Source organism: Paenibacillus sp. FSL P4-0127 (assembly GCF_038007325.1).
Lineage (GTDB): Bacteria > Bacillota > Bacilli > Paenibacillales > Paenibacillaceae > Fontibacillus > Fontibacillus macerans.
This window is the reverse complement of record NZ_JBBOWY010000001.1, coordinates 5494302-5519721: the sequence shown is the minus strand read 5'-3', so window position 1 is coordinate 5519721 and position 25420 is coordinate 5494302. Positions and strand designations below refer to the sequence as shown.

18 protein-coding genes are annotated in these 25420 nt (G+C 50.0%); all 18 read left to right on the top strand.

From position 1 onward, the window contains the following. Nucleotides 1-125: 125 nt before the first annotated feature. The 18 genes from NYE74_RS24635 (at nucleotide 126) to NYE74_RS24550 (ending at nucleotide 25417) form a co-directional block, all read left to right on the top strand. Nucleotides 126-1064, top strand: coding sequence for an ABC transporter permease (locus tag NYE74_RS24635; RefSeq protein WP_051985553.1), 939 nt, complete (start codon nucleotides 126-128; stop codon nucleotides 1062-1064). A gap of 9 nt (nucleotides 1065-1073) precedes the next feature. Further along, nucleotides 1074-1958 carry a carbohydrate ABC transporter permease gene (locus NYE74_RS24630; RefSeq protein WP_036624100.1) on the top strand — a complete coding sequence of 295 codons (885 nt, stop codon included), beginning with the start codon at nucleotides 1074-1076 and terminating at the stop codon, nucleotides 1956-1958. Between the two features lie 83 nt (nucleotides 1959-2041). Continuing rightward, entirely contained in the window at nucleotides 2042-3574 is a 1533-nt protein-coding gene (locus tag NYE74_RS24625; RefSeq protein ID WP_036624099.1) for an ABC transporter substrate-binding protein, read from the top strand. 32 nt (nucleotides 3575-3606) lie between these two features. After that, nucleotides 3607-4653, top strand: a complete 1047-nt coding sequence (locus NYE74_RS24620; RefSeq protein WP_124331566.1) for a glycoside hydrolase family 130 protein — start codon at nucleotides 3607-3609, stop codon at nucleotides 4651-4653. Between the two features lie 234 nt (nucleotides 4654-4887). Then, nucleotides 4888-9474, top strand: a complete 4587-nt coding sequence (locus tag NYE74_RS24615; RefSeq protein WP_341005219.1) for a polysaccharide lyase family 8 super-sandwich domain-containing protein — start codon at nucleotides 4888-4890, stop codon at nucleotides 9472-9474. A 491-nt stretch (nucleotides 9475-9965) separates the two neighbouring features. Next, the gene (locus NYE74_RS24610) at nucleotides 9966-10934 is read left to right on the top strand and encodes a helix-turn-helix transcriptional regulator (protein WP_036624097.1); all 969 of its coding nucleotides are present in this window, start codon (nucleotides 9966-9968) and stop codon (nucleotides 10932-10934) included. 235 nt (nucleotides 10935-11169) lie between these two features. Further along, complete coding sequence (locus NYE74_RS24605; protein ID WP_036624096.1) at nucleotides 11170-11370, top strand: S-layer homology domain-containing protein; 201 nt, start codon at nucleotides 11170-11172, stop codon at nucleotides 11368-11370. A gap of 957 nt (nucleotides 11371-12327) precedes the next feature. Beyond that, nucleotides 12328-13440 (top strand): Gfo/Idh/MocA family protein, encoded by a 1113-nt coding sequence (locus NYE74_RS24600; RefSeq protein ID WP_124331564.1) that lies wholly within the window; start codon nucleotides 12328-12330, stop codon nucleotides 13438-13440. After that, nucleotides 13440-14330, top strand: a complete 891-nt coding sequence (locus NYE74_RS24595; protein WP_155620213.1) for a carbohydrate ABC transporter permease — start codon at nucleotides 13440-13442, stop codon at nucleotides 14328-14330. The genes NYE74_RS24600 and NYE74_RS24595 overlap by 1 nt, the downstream gene beginning before the upstream one ends. A gap of 11 nt (nucleotides 14331-14341) precedes the next feature. After that, nucleotides 14342-15184, top strand: a complete 843-nt coding sequence (locus tag NYE74_RS24590) for a carbohydrate ABC transporter permease (RefSeq protein ID WP_155620212.1) — start codon at nucleotides 14342-14344, stop codon at nucleotides 15182-15184. A gap of 120 nt (nucleotides 15185-15304) precedes the next feature. Next, nucleotides 15305-16669, top strand: coding sequence for an ABC transporter substrate-binding protein (locus NYE74_RS24585; RefSeq protein ID WP_036624092.1), 1365 nt, complete (start codon nucleotides 15305-15307; stop codon nucleotides 16667-16669). A 188-nt stretch (nucleotides 16670-16857) separates the two neighbouring features. Further along, on the top strand, nucleotides 16858-17553 hold the full coding sequence (locus NYE74_RS24580; RefSeq protein ID WP_036624091.1) for a response regulator transcription factor: 696 nt from the start codon (nucleotides 16858-16860) through the stop codon (nucleotides 17551-17553). Between the two features lie 224 nt (nucleotides 17554-17777). Further along, a complete protein-coding gene (locus NYE74_RS24575; RefSeq protein WP_036624090.1) occupies nucleotides 17778-19109 on the top strand; it encodes a 2-hydroxycarboxylate transporter family protein in 1332 nt (443 codons plus the stop codon). 46 nt (nucleotides 19110-19155) lie between these two features. After that, nucleotides 19156-21402: an ATP-binding protein gene (locus tag NYE74_RS24570; protein ID WP_341005215.1), complete on the top strand. Its 2247-nt coding sequence runs from the start codon at nucleotides 19156-19158 to the stop codon at nucleotides 21400-21402. A gap of 42 nt (nucleotides 21403-21444) precedes the next feature. Further along, nucleotides 21445-21738 (top strand): citrate lyase acyl carrier protein, encoded by a 294-nt coding sequence (gene citD / locus NYE74_RS24565; RefSeq protein ID WP_036624089.1) that lies wholly within the window; start codon nucleotides 21445-21447, stop codon nucleotides 21736-21738. Further along, nucleotides 21739-22611: a citrate (pro-3S)-lyase subunit beta gene (citE, locus tag NYE74_RS24560; RefSeq protein ID WP_036624088.1), complete on the top strand. Its 873-nt coding sequence runs from the start codon at nucleotides 21739-21741 to the stop codon at nucleotides 22609-22611. Between the two features lie 19 nt (nucleotides 22612-22630). Further along, a complete protein-coding gene (gene citF / locus NYE74_RS24555; RefSeq protein WP_213510030.1) occupies nucleotides 22631-24181 on the top strand; it encodes a citrate lyase subunit alpha in 1551 nt (516 codons plus the stop codon). Between the two features lie 63 nt (nucleotides 24182-24244). Further along, on the top strand, nucleotides 24245-25417 hold the full coding sequence (locus NYE74_RS24550) for an NAD(P)-dependent malic enzyme (protein ID WP_036624086.1): 1173 nt from the start codon (nucleotides 24245-24247) through the stop codon (nucleotides 25415-25417). Nucleotides 25418-25420 lie beyond the last annotated feature (3 nt).

Sequence of the window (25420 nt, the reverse complement as noted above, 5' to 3'; positions counted from 1 at the left end):
TGCGCTTGCAGGAAAAATTGGAGCTTGCCGGAATTGCCGTTGCGGTGAGGGCTCGGTAAGGTAACGGTATAAATAACGGGACGCAGATGCGAATGCCTGTTTTGATGAAAGGGGGAAGTAAAAGTATGCAATACCAACTTAATGCAAGGAAACGGTCCAAGCTGAAGCATATTGTTCGTAATCCTTTTCTCTATGCTATGGCCGTGCCGGGGCTGCTGTTCTTTCTCGTATTCAGTTATTTTCCCATATACGGGATTATGATTGCCTTCAAAGACTATAATTTTGCCAAAGGAATTACGGGAAGCGAATGGGTCGGTTTTAAAAACTTCAACTATTTTTTTACTTCGGATGACTTCTGGGTCATCCTGCGCAACACGCTGATGCTGAACATGCTGTTCATTTTGTTTACTACGGCGGCTGCTGTATTAATCGCGCTAATGTTCAATGAAATTCGCAATAAGTATTTCAAACGAATTTCGCAGTCTCTCATTTTTCTTCCTTATTTTATGTCCTGGATTGTGGTAGGAATGATTGTCCAATCCTTATTCGGCGGGGAAGAGCCGATGATCAATACTTGGCTGCAAAATTTCGGCTTGGAACCGGTCAACTGGATGTTTGAGTCGAAGCTGTGGCCTTTCATTCTGACGGTTATTCGCGTGTGGCAAGGAGCCGGTTATCTTTCGATTATTTTTCTGGCCGCGATTACCGGCATATCGGAGGATTTGTACGAGGCTGCCCGGATTGACGGGGCATCTAAGCTGCAGATTGTGTTGCGCATTACGCTGCCGCTGCTCGTTCCTACTGTTATGATCATGACTTTGCTGGCCGTAGGCAAGATTTTCAACGGGGACTTTGCCATGATCTATGCCATCATTGGAGACAATTCCTTGCTGTATCCGACTACCGACGTCATCGACACCTTCGTATTCCGCTCCATGAGACAGCTGCATGACTTCGGCATGTCTTCGGCGGTCGGCCTGTTCCAGTCGGTTATGGGTCTGATCTTTGTCATTGCCGCCAACTGGGTAACCCGAAGGGTGTCTAAAGAATCCGCTTTATTCTAGGAGGTAACGATGAGACAGAAACAGAGTGCTGCGGATCGGACTTTTACGGTATTTGCCTATACGTTCATTTTGTTGTTCACTTTATTTTGTCTGTTTCCTTTTCTGCTGATGATTATCGGATCGTTTACGGACGAGGGGGAACTGATTGCGCACGGGTATACTTTATTTCCGCAAAAATTATCGCTGGACGCTTATAAAGCGGTTTTGCAATCGGATGTGCTGCTGAGCGGCTATGCGGTCACGATTTTTATCACCGCCGTAGGCGCATTAAGCGCGCTGTGCATTTCCGCAATGCTCGGCTATTCTCTGGCCAACAAGCGGAATGTCCTGCAAACGCCGTTTCTGATTTTCTGCTATTTGCCTATGCTTTTTTCCGGAGGCATCATTCCGTTTTATATTGTGGTCAGTCAGTGGCTGCATTTGCAGAATACCGTTTGGGTGCTAATTTTAACATTATTATGCCAGCCGTTCCTCGTCTTTTTGCTTGTCAGTTTCTTCCGCACAATTCCCGAGGAATTGGAGGAAGCCGCAAGAATTGACGGGGCGAATGAGATGAGAATTTTCTTTCAAATTATGATACCGATCTCGAAGCCGATTCTGGCTTCCGTCGGTCTCTTTTATGCCCTGAACTACTGGAATGACTGGTTTATGGGATTGATGTTCGTGGATAATGAGAAGCTGTTCCCGCTGCAATTGATTCTGCGCCGGATGGTATCCAATATGGAGGCCGCCAGAAATCTCATTCCCGCCGCCGCAGCCATTGCCGTAACGCCACCAACCTATGGTGTGCGGATGGCGACAACCGTGCTGACGATCGGCCCGATTGTCTTGCTGTATCCCTTGCTTCAAAAGTATTTTGTCAAAGGTCTAACGGTAGGAGCTGTCAAAGGGTAATCGAGAATTTCCGGCATTAACCGGATCAGCCCGGTTAATCATAGATACTTTTTTTCTTCATTATATAAAGGGAGGTTAACGAAATGAGATTGAAAAAATGGTTTGGCGCGGTGACGGCCACAGTATTGGCTTTGTCATTGATGCTGGCGGGCTGCGGAGGCAAAACGGGGACTGGCGGCAATGAAGGGAATGCTCCAACGAATACGGAAAACACTACATCCGCACCGAAGGAAACGGTGACCCTGAAAGCTTATTTCCCGGGAGATAAGCCGGCGGGCTTTGACGATGTGCTGCAGGCGGTCAACGACAAATTGAAAGCGGATAACGTCGGAGCGGCCTTGAATATTAATTTCTTGCCGTGGTCCGATTACGGGAATGCGGTATCTGTGAAGATGTCTGCCGGGGAAGATTTCGATATGTATTTGGATGCCCCATGGTTGTCGATGAATCAGATGATCGCCAGCAATTCTTTGCTGGAACTGGATGCCATGGTGGCCGAGCGTCTGGAGCTTAAAGCGTCCATTCCCGATGAAATGTGGGAATATAACAAATTCGACGGCAAAATTATGGGCATTCCGCTCGGCACCACCCAAGGCCCGGTATACGGCCTGCTGATCCGCAAAGATTTGCGCGAGAAATACGGACTTCCCGAGTTGAAAACGCTCGAAGATCTGGAGAAATTTTTGTATACGGTCAAGGAAAACGAGAAGGACGTCAGACCCTTCGTCATTAACGGCATAAAGGCCGATAAACTTCCATTTATTCTGAGCGAATCCGCTAATCTGGCGCTCGATGAAGTGCTGGAAATCGGCGTCAGCATGTTCTCCTATTCAACCAAGGACAAGAAAGTTGTCGGTCAATGGGCAAGCCCGATGATTGCCGATGGTTATGAACGCGTCACCAAATACTACAAGGACGGCATAATTTCCAAAAATATCGCGCAGGAGCAAAATGCGGAAACCTTGTTCAAACAGGGAAAATATGCGGCCACCTATTATGCTGCAGACGGTGTGGAGGGATTGAAATATTCGGATATGCTGAAGGATGGCAGCGACAAGCTTGAGGTTTTCGTTCCAAACGGTGATAAGGCGGGGCCGTATACCGCTTTCCAGCAATGGAATTTCCTTTGCATTCCGACTTCATCCAAGCACAGCGATTTGGCTCTGGACGTAGTCAATTGGTTGTCCATTAAGGAAAACCACGATTTGATGGAATACGGCATTCAAGGGAAGGATTGGGAGCCTGCCGGCGATACGAGCTATAAGGCGCTGTCCAACTATTCGTTCCCGGGCTTTGTGCTGACCTGGCGGCCAACGCTGAACCGCACGCCGGATACGATGATGCCGGATGACAAGAAGTGGTTCGACTTCTCCGCCGACCCGGCTAATTTCACGCTTAGTCCGACGGCAGGCTTCAGCTTTAACGCTGAAAAGGTGAAGACGGAATATGCCAAAATTACGCCGCTTCACGATTCGTTTTTCCTGCCGCTTAGTCAAGGTGTGCTGTCTGCGGATGAAGGCAAGGCGACGCTGGAGGAAAAAATGGCGAGCCTCGGCGGACAAAAAGTGATCGATGAAATTCAAGCGCAAATCGACGCCGTTACATCCGGTAAATAACAATCATTGAAAGACGGAAAGAGGTATCTTACATGAACGTAAAACGCTGTGCGCAAAATCCTGTTATACGTGTCGGGGACGTTGCACCCTCCCGCCCCGACTTTCGAGTGCTTGGAGCGTTTAATGCAGGCGTTGCGCAAGTACGGGATGAAATTATTCTGTTGCTGCGCGTTTCGGAAGCTCCGGTATCGGACCGGGTGGACGAAGTGCTTGTCCCCCGGCTTAACGAAGCGGGCACCGATGTACTTATAGAGCGCTACGACAAGGCTGACCCGAGCTATGATTTCTCCGACTCGCGCTTCGTAGCAAGGGACGGACGAACGGCCATGCTCACATCCTTATCCCATCTGCGGGTGGCGCGAAGTAAGGATGGCGTTCATTTCGACATCGAGCCGCAGCCGGCCTTGTTTCCGGAACACGCTCTGGAAGCGTGGGGGATTGAAGATCCGCGCGTGACCCAAATCGGGGACATGTATTATATCACTTACAGCTCCGCCTCCGCTCGCGGCGTTGGCGTTGGCCTGGCGGAGACCCGGGATTTTCGAACATTCAAGCGTCACGGGCTTATGCTCGCTCCCGAAAATAAGGACGTCATGATATTCCCGGAGAAAATTAACGGCAAATACTACGCTTTGCACCGTCCGGTGCCGAAGTCGTTCGGTTCCCCCGAGATGTGGATTGCCGAATCGCCCGATCTCATACATTGGGGGAACCATCGCTTCTTGATGGGGCTTAGCGAACAAGGCTGGGATTCGGCTCGAATGGGCGGCGGCGCGGTTCCGATTCGAATCGATCGCGGCTGGCTTGCGCTGTACCACGGCGCGGACAGCAAGCATCGCTATTGTATGGGCGCAGTGCTGCTCGACTTGAAAGATCCGGCCAAGGTGATAGCAAGATCTCGTGTACCCGTATTGGAGCCGGAAACCGCCTATGAGGTGAATGGATTTTTCGGCGGGGTCGTGTTTTCGTGCGGAGCCATTTTACTAGATCAAACGATCCGCATGTATTACGGTGCCGCGGACGAAGTGATGGCTGTAGTGGACATCCCGTTGGAGGATATATATAGTACGTTTTTTTGAAGGGTTGAAGGCAGTATTTGCTGCCTTCTTCAATCCATTAATGTGAAAGCGTTATCAACAACGTTTTTGAGCTTAACAAGGAGGAGCATGAGAATGGCTAACCCAAGGCAAAGGTTTGTAAAGAGGTGGATATGTCTTACTACGGTTTGTTTAATGATATCATCGATATTTTTATACTCGCCCGTATCGGCGAGCACTCCCGGGGAAACGAATGCTTCTCAAGAGCTCGCTGATATGAAAATGATGAAAAAGCGTATGGTCGATTTTTACATCTCCAAAGATATTATAAATGATGGAACGAACGGTCGGGTCGAATGGACCTTCAAATCACAGGCTGGTACTTATTTATCCAATCAAAACCCGGATGGAAGCTGGAGCGATGTCGATTACGCGAGTACAACCTCCGCCGCCAATGGGAGAGGTTGGTCGCCCTACCTTGCCTTAGACCGGATGCAGTCGATGGCGCAGGCATTCGCTGACCCGAGTGATCCAAACTATCATAGTGCAACACTTTTGGAGGGGATTCAAAAGGCGCTGGATTATTGGTTCACGGTAAAGCCGACTTCAACCAACTGGTGGGAGACCGGAATCGGCAAACAATTAAGGCTGGAAAAAATTGCGCTTCTATGTGAAGGCTATTTAACGGCAACGCAAGTCTCCAATATTATCGGCACATTAGACAGCAGCCCGCACACGGTCGATGGAGCGAATTCGTCCTGGTACAATCAAAATTATATGTACCGCGGCTTATTGCTGGAGGATGCCCAGATCGTCCGGAACGCCGTGGATGCGTTTAACGTACTGTCGAATGTGACGACGACGGTGACGGGAATCCAGTCGGACATGTCTTTTTTCATGCATGGAAAAACGAATTATACGACGGGCTATGGAAGAAGTTTTGCCAGAGATATGTCATTCTGGGCCTACATTACCTCGGGCACCGCGTTCTCGTACAGCGAGGCGGCGATTGATTCGTTATCGTCATACTTGCTGGACGGCACAAGGTATCTTGTGAAAGGCGATGTTGCCGATCTGGGCATGGGGATGAATGGACCTGATTGGCCGGATTATGCGAGCGCGGCTTTGACCTTCTATGAAGATCCAATGCAATGGATGCAGACGGCCAATCCGAAGCGGGCTGCGGAGTTTGCCAGTTTTCTTGACAATATTCGCATGATCGGCACGAACACGAGCAACGGGCTGGACGTGAGCAATATGACGCAATGGCAGACGCTTGTCTCCTCCCATATGCGAACGGACTACGGAATTACGGTCAAGATGGCCTCCAGCACGGTTAAAGGCGGCGAATGGAGAACGATTCATCCCAGCGGATATAACCTGTTGTACTGGACACCGCAAGGAGCCACTGCCATTCAGAGAACCGGTGACGAATACAGACCTGTTTACCCGTTGATGGACTGGGCCCATGTTCCCGGTACGACGGCCCCGTACGTGCTCACGAAAGACGGGAATTTCAACAATCCCAAAACGTTTGTAGGCGGAGTGACAAACGAGCGTTATGGGGCCACCGCATTTGATTTTAACAAGTTGAATACAAGCGGAAAGAAAGGCTACTTCTTTTTCGATGATGAGATGGTGGCGCTTGGTGCAGGAATCGCTTCGACGAATACCGCGCCGATCCACACGACATTGAACCAAAGTCAGGCGATAGGCGAAGTTCTCGTAGACGGCACCCCGTTAGCAGACGGAACGATGCAAACGGGCGGACGCTGGGCCTATAACGATCATATCGGCTATATATTCCCGAATCCGACAGATTTTCAAGTAAAACGGGAGACGAAAACCGGAAAATGGAGCGATGTCATCTTGGGAAGCTCAACGGAGGCGATGACCAAGCCGATTTTTTCGATTTGGCTCGATCATGGCGTGAAACCCACAAACGCTTCCTATCAATACATTGTATTGCCGAACAAAACCTCCGAGGAGGTCAGCAGCTACGCGAGCGACAACCCGATAAGTATTCTTTCGAATACATCGTCCGTCCAGGCTGTCCGGCATAATTCTCTGGGAATTGCGGAGTTGCTGTTTTATCAACCCGGAACGGTGACGGTGAGAGACGGTTTGATTGTCACAGTAGATCAACCCGTAATGGTTATCGTTGACGAATCCGCAGCACCTGTCCGTATTTCGGTCGCCAATCCCGAAACACCGGGGATTACCGTGAACGTGACGCTGGATCGAAACGGAGAAACATCCACGACAAGCTATACGCTCGGCAAGGATACGTTCACAGGCCGAAGCATGACTTTGGATGAGGGGGCCTCCATCGACGACAGCGGATTCGATCTCGCTTACAGTAAAGGCGCGACCGCTTCATCCAGCAAAGACAATCGATATGCCTCGAATGCCACGGATCTTTACAGAACTTCGTATTGGAGTTCAAACGATGCGGATCATGAATGGATTTATGTTGATTTGCAAAATCAATATTCGATCAATCAAGTTAGGCTAAATTGGGAGAAAGCGTACGGGAAGAGTTATAAAATTCAAGTATCGGACGACGCTGTCACCTGGACGGATGTTTACTCAACGACGACGGGTGAAGGCGGAATCGAAGACATTTCTTTCAGTCCGGTCAGTGCCAGGTACGTTCGTATGCAAGGAGTTCAGCAGGGTGCCGGAAATGGCTACTCGCTTCATGAATTTAACGTGTATGAAGCAGTACCGCCCAATCTTGCAGAAGGCAAGCCGGTAGTGGCAAACTCGTCCAAAGCCGCGAACGTGGGGCCCGGTTATGCAGTCGATGGCTCACTTAGTACCCGTTGGGGATCTAACTATTCCGATCCGCAGTGGATCTATGTCGATCTTGGCTCTAGCAGGTCCATCCAGGAGGTAGCTCTACATTGGGAAGACGCGTATGGCGAAGCGTACCAAATTCAGGTTTCCGACGACGCGACGAATTGGACCACCGTTTACAGCACCACAACCGGAGACGGCGGAATCGATAGAATCTCCTTCGAACCCGTGAAAGCAAGATACGTTCAGATGTATGGTACGAAAAGAGGAACCAAATACGGCTACTCACTCTGGGAATTTAAAGTGTATTCGGCTCTTGCTACCGCCCCGGACGCACCTGCCGATGTGCATGCCGTCGGTCATGACGGGTCCGCTGAGGTAAGCTTTGCCGCGCCGATCCATAACGGCGGAAGCGAAATTACAGGCTATAAGGTCACCGCGTGGGCAAACGGAGAAGCTGTTGCGACGGCGGAAGGTTCGGACAGCCCAATCACCGTCACCGGTCTGACGAACGGTACGGCGTATACCTTTACGGTGATCGCAAGGAACGCCACATGGGAATCGGCCTCGTCCGCGCCGTCGAACGAAGTGATCCCATCGCCGGATGAAGCATCTGTTCCGGCTTCGCCTGCGAATTTGACGGCGGCGCCCGGCGACCGAGCCGTAACCTTAAGATGGGACGCTTCAGCGGAAAACGTCACCTATTCCGTGTACCAATATGAAGGCATGGCGGCGCCGGCCGATCCGGGCAACTGGCAGTTGACTCAAGCCAGCGTAACGGAAGCTACGTATACGGTAACCGGATTGACGAACGGAACGAGCTATGCGTTCACGGTGAAAGCCGTAGATGCGAGTGGTGAGAGTGATTTCTCCATGGCCGTGACGGCGACGCCCAATTCGACATTGTCGCAGGTTCCGGCAGCGCCGGTTCTTCTTGCCGCTTTGGCGGACGACCGGAAAGTTTCGCTGAGTTGGGATGCCGTGGCTGGAGCGGGTCGCTATGTCGTTTACAAGTATGCAGGGTCTGCGGCTCCGGTTGATCCAGCCGATTGGGAGCAAGTGCAAGCGAACGTCACAGAAACCGCACACACCGTAACCGGTCTGACGAACGGCACGCGATACGCGTTCTCAGTGAAAGCCGTGGGAGCGGGGGGCGAGAGCAAGTTCTCCAATGCCGTGACGGCGACACCGAAGGCTCCGCAACCGGAGACGCCGGGCAGCGGCACAGGCAATGACAATGATCATGATAATGGCAATAATACTTCCGTTATCAAATCGGCCAACGGCACCATCCTTATTCCGAGCGGCAGGACCGGTGAGGTTAGTCTCGATAACGAAGTTATCCTTACGATCGGCGCAGGAGCGGCGGAGCAAGAGCTGCGCATCGAGATCGAGAAGCTGCTCAGTACGGCAAACCTCGTATTCGATAAGGAAACGCTGGTCAGCAACGTCTTTGAATTGACGAAAAATATGGCTGGAAACTTCAAGAAGCCGATCGTCATCTCGATGAAGTTCGATCCGTCTCTCATAGGAGACAATCAAAGAGTCGCTATTTTCTATTATGACGAAGCAAAGAAAGTATGGATTGAAATAGGCAGCGTCGTGAAAGGCGATCGAATTACGGCCGAGGTGGATCACTTCACCAAGTTTGCGGTCATGGCTGTTGGCGAGAAGAAGGACGATAGCGGCGAATCGAACGAGCCGGCGCCATCGTTCATAGACATTGAGAAACATTGGGCGAAGAGCGCCATCCTGAGCGTGGCGGGCATGAAGTTTGTCAGCGGCTATCCCGATGGAACGTTCAAGCCGAATGCCGCCATTACCCGCGCTGAATTTACGGTCATGCTGGCCAATGCGCTTAAGCTGGAAGGAGCAGGTTCAGCGGCTGCGTTTACGGACGAGGCCAAAATCGGCGGATGGGCGAAGCAAGCGATCGCGAACGCTGTTGAAGCAGGCATTGTGAGCGGGTACGCGGACGGCAGCATCCGGCCGAATGCGCGTATTACCCGAGCGGAAGCGGTGACCTTATTGGTGAGAATATTGGAGCTTGGTACAGAACAATAAAACCTAGAAATTACGTTTGGAATTGTCTTTGTAAGCGGTCTTCCACGGACAACTGCGGGCGGGTATGCGTGATCTGCGCAGAACCCGCTTTTTTTGTGTTTTCATAAGGGGCCTGCCGTTTTGGTGCAGGGTTTCTTTAAGACAGTTTTCTTATTTGCTTGTCGACTCACTTGGTGATGCAAGATATCATATATTTCGTTGCTGCAAAACATCGCACAACAAAAAAATCGCGGTTGTGGCGGAATTGGCAGATGCGCTGGATTGGATATTATTGGATAACGCAAATCGGTTGCTTCATGCAGTGGCCTCAAAAGGATAAGGCGAATGTATGATGAATGCACGTAACCGTTGCGCTATTACGATAAGTTGGACTGTTGTTTGGTTAGGACAAAACAAAACAGATTCTCTCTTTTCCGCAAGTAAAATCAAGTAGTGCGATTTCCATTACTCTATAATGACTATAGGGTGGTTGAAACGAGGTGAACTGACGAATGTACGAGTGGCATAAGCAAATTCAAGTAATTGTTGATGAAATTGACGAATGTATTAAACACCGTAACGGTGAAGCTATAACGCTAAGGTTTCTTTCTCGCAAGTTGGGTTATTCCGAATTTTATACTACGAGAAAATTTAAGGAAATATCGGGTATGCAATTTAGGGATTATCTGCGGCATAGAAAATTAGCCTTTGCGCTAAAAGAGCTTCGGGATTGTGAAAAAAGCATTTTGGATATTGCTTTTGAGTATGGTTTTTCATCACATGAAGCTTTTACCAGAGCTTTCAAAGGAACATATGGTGTAACTCCAAGTGAATACCGAAAAAAGCCTAAGCCTGTCGTTCTTCGCACAAAAATAAACCCTTTCGACCGCTACTTTTTGGGATTGGGGGAGATTGGTATGATGAAATCTACAGATGATGTTAAAATTTATTTTGTAACCATTCCCGCACACAAATTTTTGCACATTAAAAACTATGAGAGTAATGGGTATTGGGATTTTTGGCAAAAGCAAAGTTTTATTCCGGGACAGGACTGCGAAACAATTTGCGGCTTACTTGATAGTATCAAGGGCAAACTAGATGACGAAGGTGGGAGCGAATCTAACGGCGGCAGCGGTCAGATTATGGCGTACATTAATGACCCGGACGGCAGACTCTGCGATTGGGGTATTCCACGTACAGAGTGTTATGGTGTACGACTTCCTTTTGATTATAAAGGCGAAGTACCACCACAAATGCTTATGATCGATGTTCCCGAAGCCGAGTATATTGTTTTTGAACATGGACCGTTTGATTATGAGCAGGAAAATCGCAGTGTGGAGGAAAAGATTGAAAAGGCAATGGCAACTTTTGATTTTGTGGGCACTGGTTACTGCTTTGATACTTCCTCCGGTAGAATAATTTACTTTTATTTTAATCCGGAACGGTTTTTTAAGTATATCAGACCAGTGCGGAAGTCATAATTAATAAACGGCACCTGTCCCATGCGATAGGTGCTTTACTACATATGATTAAGTCCTGACACCGCTCCTCACAGATTGATTTAAATATAGAAAGTGAAAATATGAACAAAACCGGTGATGAAAGTCGTAGCGTCCATCCGTTAAATTTAACGGATACTCAAAACGTGGAGGTGAAGAAATCTTTTGTCGCCCGCTGTTGCTTCGTATGTCGTCCTGAAGAAAAATAATAAAATGCATGAAGCTTGTCAGCGGCTATCCGGATGGAACGTTCAAGCCGAATGACGCCATTACCCGCGCGGAAATGGCGTCGCTGATCGCTAGAGCGCTTAAACAGTCTGATGAAGCAGGCGCCACGACCGGCTTCGCGGACGATAAGGACATCCCGAAGTGGGCGAAAGGCGCGATTGAGGCGGAGGTACAAGGTAAGAGGAGTTGAAAATATGGCGGATGCTTGGAACAAAAAATATGTGCTGAAACAAAAACGTCCTGGTTGCGGAAATCGAGCTTGACGAAGCGACGAGTGCCATTTCGGCGATCGGCGAGGTATATGACGCACCGCACGCCATCCGCGGACGATGGGGAACCGGAACGATGAGAGGTTAAAAATGCGAAGGTGATGGAAAATGATCCAGTGGGCTAACTCCCCTTGGATCATCGAGCCCTCTCGACCGCGCCATATTAAGAGTGAATCTAGCCACAAATATTCTAACGGTTGTCACAAGCGCTATTTGTTCCAAGTACGTTGAGTTCAAATTGTAACGGTTGCCATGGCGCTTATTTCGCTGAAATCCGGCTATTTTTGCTTAGATTCAGGCAAATAACGGCTCTCGCAACCGTTAGAATTTAGAAAAGGTCTTTTTTCGGAGAATAGCCGCTGTTGCAACCGTTAGATTTCCGGGTAATCCTTTGCTTCCTCGCTGGCGGGTAAGCAGATGGTGTCCTCTTTTGTATCCTCGGGAATCATCATGCTTTTGGCGGTCAGATCATTTCAAAATATCGGATTTTTTCCGTAAGCATGCGCTCTTTGTCGGAGAGGCATGTTTTTTTTCGTACTCGGAATATGTGCAAAAAGGCGCAAACAATAATGGCAAAAAATCGTTGACAAACGAAAAAAACGTGCAATAATTTATGTTAATAATATCAAATTTGCCGCAAATATAAGTGAAATATTTCGTGAAATTTGCCTATGGCGTGAACCCGTTTTTTCTTGCGTTACAGAATGGAGAGTGCGTAAAACAATGGTATCTAAGCAGTGTGTCTTCTTAGGGCAATATTTTATTCAGGATGACATTCGCTAAATCCGAATCCTTTGCAAGGAAAAACGCGGCGATAACCATCACGTATTCAATCGGACAATTTGCGGCAAATCAATGCGAAAAAGGAGTGTGCTGCTATGGGGAAGATCAGAATGGGATTTATCGGTGTTGGCGATATGGGATCACACCACGCCCTGGGGTTTGACCAACTGGACGACTGTGAGGTGCTGTACATATGCGATATGAACGAAGGGAACGTAGCCCGGGCGTTAAAGGAACTTCATAACAGCAAGCCGGTTATCTGCTCCGATTACCGCGAACTGCTGGACAAGGAAGATCTGGATGCCGTCGTTATCAGCGTGCCGAACTATATGCACCGGCCGATCGCGGTGGCTTTCCTGGAGGCGGGCAAGCATGTTTTTCTGGAAAAGCCGGTCGCGCACACGCTGGAAGATTGCGATGCCATCATCGCGGCCGCGGAGAAGCATCAGCGCATCCTGCAGATCGGTTTGGTCTACCGCTATTCGAATGTCTACCGCAGACTGGCGCATGAAGTGGGGATGGGACGGCTCGGCGAGGTGAAAATGATGTGGTGCAAGGAATTCCGCGATTCTTTTCCGCCGGCGGACTGGTTTTATGATAAGACGAAATCGGGCGGATCGATCGTGGAGAAGGATTGCCACCACTTTGATATTTTCAACTGGATGATCGGGGCGAACCCGGTGCGGGTGTTTGCCTCCGGCGGACAACACATGATCAAGCAGGGGCAGCCAAACCTGATCACCAATTCATACAGCCACTATCCGGCGAAAAATATCGACAATCCCACGGTGGTGGACCACGCCTTTATTACGATCGACTACGATAACGGAAGCAAGGCCAATCTCGGTTTGTGCCTCTACTTGAAGCCGATGAATTTAATGGGAGACGGGCTGGAAATCGGCCTGATCGGCAGCAATGGCGCGCAGATGGTGGTGAAAAACGACAAAACGATCGATATCGCCGGCGGGGAGAATTCCACCCGGGACCATCTCGACATCGACGTCATTTCGGACTCGATTACGGGCGGACACACCGGCGGGCAAGCTCAGCGCATTGATTTCCTGAATTGCATCCGCAGCAACAGGCAGCCTTTTGCCAGCGCCGAGGTGGGAAGGAATGCTTTGCTGATCGCTTTGGCCGCGGAGAAATCGATTACCGAGGAGCGGTACGTTTATTTGAAGGAATTAACCAATCACGGGGTGTCGTGATGAACCAATTACGCAAATATGACACACTGGTCTTCTTTCTTTTTATCCTGCCCTGGATCATCGGGTTTACCGTCTTTTTTCTGGTTCCGTTCGGCACCTCGATCTTCTACGCCTTTACGGATGCGAAGCTGCCCGGTGCGGTCAATTATCAATTCATCGGCCTCGGCAACTTCGTCGAAATGCTGAGCGATCCCATCTTCAGCAAAAGCTTGTTTAATACGATGTTTTTTGTGATCATCGGGGTTCCGATCGTCTGTGCCGGGATGTTGCTGCTGGCGATGCTGCTGAATTTCAAGGTGAAGGGAATCGCCTTGTACCGGACGTTTTATTATTTGCCCACTTTGGTGCCGATTGTGGCCACTGTGATTATCTGGCGGCTGGTGTTCAACTCGGAATTCGGGATATTGAACGCGGTCCTCGGTATGTTTGGTGCCGATAAAATCGATTGGCTCGGCGGAGAGCATACCATCAAGCCGGTCATCATCCTGCTCCAGGTGTGGATTTCCGGCAGCGGCGTGCTCATCTTCCTGGCCGCCTTAAAAAATGTTCCCCGGCATCTTTATGAAGCGGCCGAACTGGACGGAGCAAGCGGCGTCCGGCGATTTTTTTCGATCACGCTGCCCATGATCAGCCCGTCCATTTTGTTCGTGGTCATTATTCAAACGATGTACAACTTTCAGATGTTTACGGAAGCGATGCTGCTGTCCAAAGGCGGGCCGAATTATGCCTCCTACACCTTCGTCTACAACATTTATAAATCCGCATTTACCGATCTGAAGTTCAGCATGGCGATGGCGCAATCGCTGTTCCTGTTTGTTCTGATCGCTCTGGTGACCGCTGCGCTTATGAAATTATCCAACCGGTATGTTTACTATGAAGCCGAAAATTAGGGGGAACACGAATGAATGATGGACGAAAAAGCAGTTTCGCTGCGATCTTATCCAAGTATTTGCTGCTCTCGGCAACGCTTTTGTTGTTTGTCGGACCTCTGGTGTGGCTTCTCTCCACGATGATGAAAACCAAGGCGGAGACCTACAAGGTACCTCCCGCTTTATTGCCCGAGCATTTTACCTTTGAAGCTTTTGAACGGTTGTTTGCCGTACAGCCGCTGATGTGGCGCTGGATTCAAAACTCTTTTGCCATCTCCATTCTTGTCGTCCTCGGGGCCGTCTTTTCAAGCTCGATTGTGGCCTACGGATTCTCGCGGTTCACGACGAAATACAAAGACAGGCTGTTTGCGATTGTGCTCGTGACCTTGATGATCCCGCCCTCCATCATGATGATTCCGTCCTATGTGCTGTATACCAAGCTCGGGTGGATCGATACGTGGTTGCCGCTCATCGTTCCAGCTTGGCTTGGAAGCGCATACTACATCTTTTTGTTTCGCCAGTTTTTCCTGACCATTCCTTTGGAACTGGATGAAGCCACCTATTTGGATGGCGGGAACCGCTGGACGGTTTATGCGCGGGTGATGATGCCGTTATCGAAGCCGATTATTATCACCACGATTATTTTTGCTTTCGTTAACTCCTGGCTTGATTTCCTCGGACCTTTCCTGTACATCAAGGACAACCTCAAGTTTACGCTCAGCGTGGGGCTGCAGCTGCTGATCGGGCAGACCAGCCAGGACTTTCCGGCGCTTGCGGCCGGAGCCTTCATCAGCATCATTCCGATCGGCCTGCTTTATCTCTTCGCCCAACGCTACATTGTCGAGGGGGTGGTGCTGACCGGAACGAAAGGATAATTCAGCGGAGCTGAGCAATTCTATAATCGCAAGAAAAACTACCTTTAAACGCGGTCTAGAGCTTCCTTGAAAGTACCTCGATAGACGTTTTTCTTACTATCCAAATAGGGGGTAATTTGCTTGAAAACAAAGCGCAAATGGTTGATCGGCAGCTGGGTTCTGATATTGACTTTGGTGATGGGGCTGGCAGGCTGCTCCCAAGGAGCGGATAAACCCTCGGCGGCGGCGGCGGATTCTGATTCTGCCGGACAAACGGCCGGTAGCGGGGCTGGAGAACCCGTCACGATCACGTATTCCCAGTGGGGAACGGCTGAGGAACTGCAGCGCGTGCAAGAGCTGCTTGATCAATTTATGGAGGCCAATCCGAACATCACCGTGAAGCTGGAAGGCAAGGCTTGGGGAAGCTACTGGGACGGGCTGACCGCGAACGCCGCCGGCGGCACGCTGCCCGATGTTTTTAAAACGAGCTACGCCTACATTGAAAAATACGCCGAGCTTGGCATCTATAAAGAACTGGACGGCTTGCTGTCCGCCGGTTCGTTTGATTTGAACCATATCGATGCAAGCTTGCTGAGTTTGCATAAATATAAAGATAAACAGGTATCGCTGCCGATCGACGGCAACGTGATTGTCTGGTATTACAACAAAGCGCTGTTTGACGATCCCAAAACAAATCCAAAGGGCGCGGCGGTCCCATCGCTTGAACCGACCTGGGATGAGATCATCGACATTGCCGCGAAAATGACGCTCGACAAAAACGGCAAAAGCGCGGATGAGGCCGGCTTTGATGCCAAATCAATCGTCCAATGGGGGATGTCGATCTCTCCGGGCTCATCGATGGACTGGTTTCTTGAGCCGGAGCTGTGGTCGAACGGGGCCAAGCTTGTCAACGAGGACGGTTCGCTGGCGCTGGATACTCCGGAGGCGCAAGAGGTGCTTGAACTGTTTATCGATCTGACGAAAAACAAAAAGATCAACACGACCCCCGCCCAGATTGAGGGGCTTGGCGGCCAGGTGAACCTGAGCATTACCACAGGAAAGGTAGCCATGAACCCGGGCGGCAACTGGAATACGACGAACTATAAAGAAGCGGGCATCGATTACGGGATAACTTACCTGCCCAAGTTTAAAACGGCGCAGACGGTGGTGCAGCCGGCCGGCGTAGCGATCAGTGCGAATACGAAATATGAGGAGGCGGCTTATAAGCTGCTGTCCTGGCTGGCGGGTCCCGAAGGCCAGATTGCGCTGGCGAAGCAGGGATATTCCTTGCCCGCCAACAAAGCGGCAGCCGGCACGTATGTGCAAACCACGGGCGAGGCGAATCAAATTTTCCTCGACGCTCAGAAGTTCGGCATTATCTCGCCGTTTACGGCGAAGAAAACCGATCTCGTCTGGACCTACGGCGAGCAGGCGCTGAAGCTTCCGCTGGCGGGCGAGGGCGATCTGCAGGCCGCGCTTCAGGATTTGGCGGCACAGATCAAATGAGGTAGCTATAAGCCCGCTCCACGAGCGGGCTTTTTTCGTTCCAGGGAGCTGATTCCTAGTACCAGTCAATTGTCCCATTTTTTCCATTGACTTGTGCATTTATTCACAAGTTAATGTTATAATAGGGAGCGGATGTTTTCTTAACAGGGGAGAGGCATGATTTTTGACAAAGGGAGTGCAGCAAGGGAATGAGTAAAGCCAAGGTGCTTATCGCCGACGATGAAGATTATATTCGAAAGCTTGTCAAAAATGTACTTGAAAGCGATAACATGCAGGTGGTTCAAGCGGAAAACGGAAGTGAAGCGCTCAGTATAATCCGGAATCAGGCTATTGATCTGATCATATTGGATATCGTGATGGATGATTACGACGGGTATGACGTGCTTGGAAAAACCCGGGCCATGGGCATCTATACGCCCATCATCTTTCTTAGCGGCAAAAAGGAAGACACAGATCAGATTATCGGTTTTGGTCTGGGAGCCGACGCTTATATTACGAAACCGTTCAGTCCGTCGGTGCTTAGCGCACAGGTCAAAAACCATATTAAGCGCTACCGCGAGCTGATCGAATTAAAGGACGCGTATACGAAGCTGACTCAAGGTCCGTTCCTGTTTAATCTGAAATCCTATACATTTTATAAAAACGGTGCTGAAGTGCCGCTTTCTTCCAAGGAAGCTCTGCTGATGAAATTTTTCATGGAGAATCCCAACCAAGTATTCAGCAAGGAGCAGTTGTACCAAAACGTTTGGAAGGAAACGGTGATCGACGATAATACGATCATGGTCTACATCCGGCATTTGCGAATGAAAATCGAGGATAACCCCGAGAAGCCCAAGCATATACAGACCGTATGGGGTATTGGATACCGTTTCGCCGTGGATTAAGCAGGCTCGAAATACAAGCGGTTGGATTGGGAGATTTCCCGATCCGGCCGTTTTTTTGTATGGCGGGATTCTTAAAATATTTTAAGAATCGGTCAGAATACTTTAAGCTTTGCTCTTTATGATGAGGATGTGTCTCGAGACAGTATCAAACTTGGATCACAACAGGAGATGAAAGCGTTTGTTTATGATTGTGAAAAAATGCCCTAATTAAGAGGAGGAAGAATATGATCAATAATCCGTTAGAACTCCCTCTGCAGCAACAACCGGTTTGGAAAAAGGTGTTAAGCTACCGGATTGGAGGCGTCATACCGGTAGGGGTGTATATTCCGTTTATGCTGGTGGTCTATTTTCTGATTCACAGCGGTCATTTTCCGCAAGATATGCTCGGGGCCGCATCCATTATGATGCTTTATGGTTTTATTCTGGGCGAAATCGGCAAGCGAATTCCGATCCTTAAGGATCTCGGAGGCGCTCCCATTTTGGCGACATTCGTACCGTCCTATATGGTCTATGCCGGACTGATGCCGCAAGCAGCAATTGATACCGTTACCGTATTCATGGAACAAACCAACTTCCTGTACCTGTACATTGCCATCGTCATTTGCGGCAGCATTCTCGGGATGAATCGGGATTTAATGGTGAATGCGATCGTAAAGCTGTTCGTGCCGATTATTGCCGGTACCCTTCTTGCCACAGGTGCAGGCATGCTTACAGGCATCGGTCTTGGGCTCGGCGCCTACAAAACATTCTTCTATGTGCTTGTTCCGATTATGGCCGGCGGCGTAGGGGAAGGTGCGATTCCGCTGTCCATTGGCTATAGCCAAATTCTAGGCACAACACAGGAAGAAAATTTCGCGGCCGTTCTACCGGCAGTGATGCTGGGCAGCTTATGCGCGATTATTTTATCGGGGTTGTTGAACAAATTGGGGCAAAAGAAACCGGAGCTGTCAGGGAATGGCACATTGCTCAAATCAGGAGACAGCGACGTATTAAAGTATGCGGAAGACAAGGACAAAAAACCGATCAACCTGAACCAAATGGCAACAGGTGCCGTCATGGCCGTCGGTTTTTTCATGCTCGGCAACTTGGCGGCTGAAGCTGTTGGGCTGCCTGGTGTAATCGTTATGCTATTCGCTGCTGTTATTGTGAAGTACTTCAATCTTCTGCCAAAGCAGCTTCAAGACGGAGCGCAAATGATGCAGCGTTTCTTCGTCGTCGCTGTAACTTACCCGCTGCTGCTTGGTATGGGCGTGGCTAAAACACCTTGGGAAAGCCTAGTTTCCGTATTGAGTCCCGCTTATTTGATTACAATTGCCGTAACCGTCATCACCATGGTTGCAACGGGCTATTTTATAGGAAAGTGGATGAATATGTACCCGGTTGAAGCGGCGATTATTACCGGAACCCGCTGCAGCCAGGGAGGAACGGGCGATGTGGCGATTCTGACCGCTTGTGACCGGCTGCAATTGATGCCCTTCGCACAGGTGTGTACCCGTCTAGGCGGCGCGGCTACTGTAACCGCGGCTATCTTCCTGCTTCGCTGGCTAACGCTCTGAGCAATTTCTTGCCGTTTATGGAACAGCCCGGAGGGAATGAGCCTGTATGCATTTCAACTTGAGAAAGCAGCTGAAACGAAAAAGCTTGCCTTATAACCTAGTATTATTTGCGCTTCCATTCATCGTTCTGATCCTCGTCCGGATGGCTTATTCGGTTTATATGGACAGCGAACGGACGGTGATCCGCCAGCAAGAGGAGCAACTGCTGACCATAGCCAAACTGACAAGCAAAAATTTGGAGGCTTCCTTTGAGGAGCAAATCCGCAATCTCGAAATTGTGGCGGGAAACCGCAGTGTCGCTGCCGGTTTGGCGGATAGTGACCCGGGGCCTGTACAACAAGCGATAGAAGCTTATTACAAGGCCAAGAAAGAAAGGGTTAACAGCATTATTGTGATCAACAGAGCGGGAAGCATAATGAACACCTATCCCCGAATGAACGATGCCGAAGCCCAAAAAATTTATGACCTGGTCAACGAGGATATCAAGCGGGCCATGAAGGAAAAGAGACCTTTGATCGGGGATGAGAAGCTTGAACAGCCGGAATCGTATGTATTGCCTATTATTCATCCGGTATTTCTGGACAATGAATATGAAGGCATGCTGATCAGCAGCGTGGATCTGAACGCCTTGTATGAACAGCTCGTCAAACCCGTCAAGGTTGGGATGAAAGGTTACATTCATGTGAAGAACGCTCGGGGGATTTATCTTATGAATCCGAAACGGGACAATATCGGGAAGTCCGTTGAGACCTTGAAGAGGATCTATCCGAACCTGGATTACAAGGACCTAGACAGGCTGATAGATATACAGATGAGCCGGGAGGAAGGGTCCGCGGAATACAATTCTTACTGGTGGATGGATAAGGATTTCAAAAAAACAAAGAAATTCGAATCTTTTTCCAGGCTCCGATTTAATGAGTTCTTTTGGGTCGTTACCGCCGTTATGGATTATGAAGAGGTAAAAGGCCCGATCGCTCAAAGCAGGATTAGGCTCCTTGAGATCTTTGCCACGATTCTGCTGATCCTTTCCTGCGCTTTCTTCATTATTATGAAGACTCAGCGAAAAAAAGCGGCACTGGAAGTGGAAACCAAATATTTGCGGAAGCTGAATTCCACCAACGAGGAATTAAGAAAGAAAGATATGCAGCTGCTGCATTCCCAGAAACTTCAGGAACTCGGCATGCTTACCGGGGGCATTGCCCATAATTTCAACAACCTGTTGACTCCGATTCAGGGTTATTCTGAAATCATTTTGCACAAGCTTGACCCCAAGGATGAGATCCATGAGTATGTGAACGAAATCTACGAAGCTTCCGAGAAGGGCAGGAACATCATCGAGCAGATTCTCGTCTTCAGCCGTACCGACAGCGGTAAAGGCAAGCATGCAGCCGTAAGTTTAGAAGAACTTATTGCTGAAACGCTGAATCTGGTGAAGCCGATTATTTCCCCCAATATCAAAGTGATTTTCGAAAAGAAGGGCGGCTCATCGGCGATTCTTGCCAATAAAGTACAGATTCAGCAGGTAATTATGAATCTGTGCAACAATGCCTGTCATGCCATGAAATATAACGGCGGAGTATTGAATGTCACGCTGGAGAATGTGCCCGCACAGGAGCTTGAGCAAATTCAGGACGAAGTAACTGATACGTCTGGCGCATATGTGAAACTTTCTATTTCCGATACGGGTCACGGGATGAGCAAGGACACCATGTCTCGAATCTTCGACCCGTTCTTTACGACAAAGGTTGCAGGCGAAGGCACAGGGCTGGGACTGTTCATCGTTTACGGCATCATCAAAAATCACAATGGCTTTATTACCGTGGATAGTGCAGAAGGGAAAGGAAGCTCCTTTACGGTCTACCTCGCTCAGGCACGTTCGCTGATTGCCGGCCGGCAATCGGATTTGCCGCCCGTTACTGTAGAGCCTAAAAGCATTCTGTTGATCGATGACGACAGGAAAGTATTGAGGGCCATGAGAAGAGCTCTTGAGTCGGTGGGCTACAAGGTGTTCCCTGAGCAAGACAGCATCGAAGCGCTGAAAATTTTCGAGCAGGCTCCGACCCGGTTTGACGTTGTCATTACTGACCAGGCTATGCCTTACCTTAAAGGTCTGGAGCTTGCGGAACGGATGAAGGCGCTGCATCCCCGGATCAAGATCATCCTGGTGACGGGATTGGTCGAGGAAAATGTTACCCGGTACAAGGAACGTCTGATTATAGACGATTATATGTGCAAACCAGTTACGGGCTCGGGATTGGCAAGGGTGATCGGTGACATTTTCCGGTCCTCGTAAATCGGCATTACAAAAAGCACATTATCAAAAGAGGTGTTTCATGTGAAGATCAAACAGACGGCTATTGCAGGCACGCTGGAATCAAGCGACATATCCATTGCCGTCGAAGATAATGATGGCAGAGGGATCGAGATCGAACTTGTCAGCACGGTTGAAAACCAGTTTGGCGGTCAAATCCGCAAAGTAATCCGGGAAACGCTGGAAGGATTGGGAGTCAAGGACGTATTGGTGCGGGCCAATGACAAAGGCGCTCTGGATTGCACCATTCAAGCAAGAGTCAAGACAGCGGTAGGCCGTGCGGTTGATGGGAACCTCCGCCCATGGGAGGAGAAATAAATGAGCAGGCTTAGAAGAACGATGCTTTATGTACCTGGCAATAACCCGGGAATGATCCGGGATGCTCATATATACGGCGCGGATTCCATAATGATTGACCTGGAGGATTCCGTTTCGCTGAATGAGAAGGACGCCGCACGTCTTCTCGTCTATCATGCCTTGAAGACATTGGATTTCGGCAGCACCGAGATCCTGGTAAGAGTCAACCCGCTTAATACCCCCTACGGAAGAGACGATTTCGAAGCCATCGTAAGAGCCAAGCCGGATGCAATCCGGCTGCCCAAAACCGAAACGCCCGCAGATGTGGTCGAAGCGGATGAGCTGATATCCGAGATTGAGACAAAGATTGGTTTGCCTTGCGGCACCATCAAACTGTTTGCGGCTATCGAAAGCGCCAAGGGGGCCTTGAACGCCGAGCGGATTGCCACGGCAAGCAGCCGACTGATCGGGATCGCGATCGGAGCGGAAGATTTCGTAACGGATCTGAAGACAACCCGTTCCCGGGAGGGAATCGAACTGCTTACGGCCCGCAGCTTCGTCTTATTCGCCGCCAGGGCAGCGGGGATAGCCGCGGTCGATACCGTATTCTCCAACGTGAAGGATGATGAAGGATTCGCGGGGGAAGTGAAGCTGATCAAGCAGCTTGGTTTTGACGGTAAATCGATCATCAATCCGCGCCAGATCGAAATTGTCCATCGGATCTATTCGCCGACGGAAGATGAAGTGGAGAAAGCGCAGCATGTTATTGAAGCTATAGAAGAAGCGGAAGCCAACGGTTCCGGTGTCATCAGCCTGAACGGGAAGATGATTGACAAACCGATCGTGGAGCGGGCCCGCAGGGTGCTGGATCTTGCGGCTGCTGTAAAAATATAAGCGAAAAAAGGTGAATGTTATGTTTAACGAGGCGGGAAGAGAGATTCCATCGTTTATTGACGGGATCGGACCGCTTGTCCCCTACCGCGAGAAAGCGGCCAACGGCCAGTATAAAAATACGGAGAGATCGAAGGACCGACAGCATAACCCGTCCAGGGACAAAGTCATGGGCTCCATCGAACAGGTCATTGAAGCGACCGGCTTAAAGGATGGAATGACGATATCCTTCCACCATCACTTCCGGAACGGGGATTATATCGTCAATATGGTTATGGATGTTATCGCCAAAATGGGTATTCGCGATCTTACCGTTGCGGCCAGTTCCCTCACCGACATCCATGCCCCTCTGGTAAAGCATATCCAAAGCGGTGTTGTCCGCAGAATCGAAACAAGCGGACTGAGAGGCGAGCTTGCCCATGCTTACTCCCGCGGGATGTTTGACATTCCCGTCATAATCAATTCCCATGGCGGACGGGCGCGTGCTATTGCGTCGGGAGATTGTCCGATTGACGTCGCCTTTCTGGGCGTGCCTTCCTGCGATCCTTACGGAAACGCCAACGGCTATTCCAGAGGAAACGATGCGGCCTCCGCGTGCGGTTCGCTCGGTTATGCCAAAGTAGACGCCCAGCATGCCAAGAATGTCGTTCTCATTACTGACAATCTTGTAAGTTACCCGAATGTGCCCTTTGCGATACCTGAATCTCAGGTGGATTATGTGGTGGTGGTGGATTGTATCGGCGATCCCAAGGGCATTGTATCGGGTGCAACCCGGTACACCAGCAATCCGAAGGAACTGCTGATCGCAAGGCATGCTGCCGACGTAATCGGTGCCTCCGGCTATTTTTACGACGGCTTTTCGATGCAGACCGGGTCCGGAGGAGCCTCTCTGGCTACTACACGGTTCTTGCGGGAAAAGATGCTTGCCGCGAACGTCAAGGCCAGTTTCGCTCTTGGCGGAATTACCCAGCAAATCGTCGATCTCCATGAAGAGGGGTTGATTCACAGGCTGCTGGATGTCCAGAGCTTTGACCTGAGGGCGGTGGAATCCTTAAAGAACAACAGGTTCCACCACCAAATCGACGCCGAGTATTATGCGAGCCCCGACAACGCGGGATGTGCGGCCCACCAGTTGGACGTGGTTGTATTGAGCGCCCTTGAGATTGATCTGGAGTTTAATGTGAATGTTATCACAGGCTCCGACGGTATGATTCGGGGAGCCTCCGGAGGCCATTGCGATACAGCAGCGGGAGCGGCCGTATCCATTATTGTCGCGCCGCTCATCCGCGGTCGCATGCCATCGATTTTGGACAGGGTCAATACGATTATAACGCCGGGTCATACGGTGGATGTTCTGGTAACAGACCAAGGCATTGCGGTCAATCCGCTGCGGCAAGATTTGCTGAATAACCTGAAGTCGGCCAAACTCCCGGTTGTGTCCATCGAAGAGCTAAAGGAAAAGGCAAACCGGGTCGTTGGCCATCCTGAGCCGATCAAGTGGGCGGATAAGGTCGTAGGCATTGTCAAATACAGGGACGGGTCGGTTATCGATGTTATACGCCAGGTCAAGTAAGGAACGATAAGAGCCGAACGGATCTGGATCAATATTACATGTTCATGCTGGAGGTTGGGACAAATGAGCATAAGGGAAGAAGCGCTGCAGGCGCACAGGGTGAGCAACGGCAAGCTGCAAATTGCAGCGAAAATTCCGCTTAATAACAAGCACGATCTAGCGCTGGCGTATACGCCGGGGGTAGCGGAACCTTGCAAAGAAATTGCTAAAGACAAAGAAAAGGCCTATGAGTACACGATTAAAGGCAACACCGTCGCCATTCTAACGAACGGGACGGCCGTTTTGGGGCTTGGCAATATCGGTCCCGAGGGGGGGTTGCCCGTCATAGAAGGCAAAGCGCTGCTGCTTAAGGAGTTTGGCAACGTAAACGCATTCCCAATCTGTATCGACAGCCTTGATCCCGATGAAATTGTAAGAACCGTTCAAGTCATCGCACCCGGTTTCGGAGGTATTCATCTGGAGGATATTAAAGCGCCTGAATGCTTCTACATCGAGGATAAGCTGAAGGAAACGCTGAATATTCCCGTATACCATGACGACCAGCACGGGACTGCGGTTGCGGTGCTCGCGGGTCTGTACAACGCCATGAAGATTGTTGATAAAGCTCTGGATGGCATACGCATCGTGATCAACGGCGCGGGCGCGTCGGGTATCGCCATCGCGAAACTGCTGCTTGCGGCGGGGGCGAAGCATATTGTGCTGTGCGATATCGACGGCGCGATTTCGGAAAACGCCGGATCAATGAACGAGGCCCAGGAAAGAATCGCAAAAGTCACGAACAGAGATTTTGAGACAGGAACTCTTGATGAAATCATTAAAGGCAAGGATGTCTTCATTGGGGTGTCGGTTGAAGGGGTGTTGACAAAGGAAATGGTGCAAACGATGAATCCGGACAGCATCGTTTTCGCTCTCGCCAACCCGGTGCCGGAAATTATGCCAGAGGATGCTTATCAAGGCGGAGCAAGAATTGTGGCGACAGGCAGATCCGATTTTCCCAATCAAATCAATAATCTGCTGGTATTCCCGGGTATTTTCAGAGGCGCTTTGGAGGCAAGAGCCCGGGATATTACGGACGAGATGAAGCTTGCCGCAGCTCAAGGCATCGCCGGGCTGGTGAAGGATGAGGAACGGAATGAACACTACATCGTTCCGGACGCTTTCGACAAGAGCGTGAGCCGTGCCGTCAGCGAAGCGGTGATCCGAATCGCCCGGGCGGCGGGAGCCGCAGGGAAATAATTC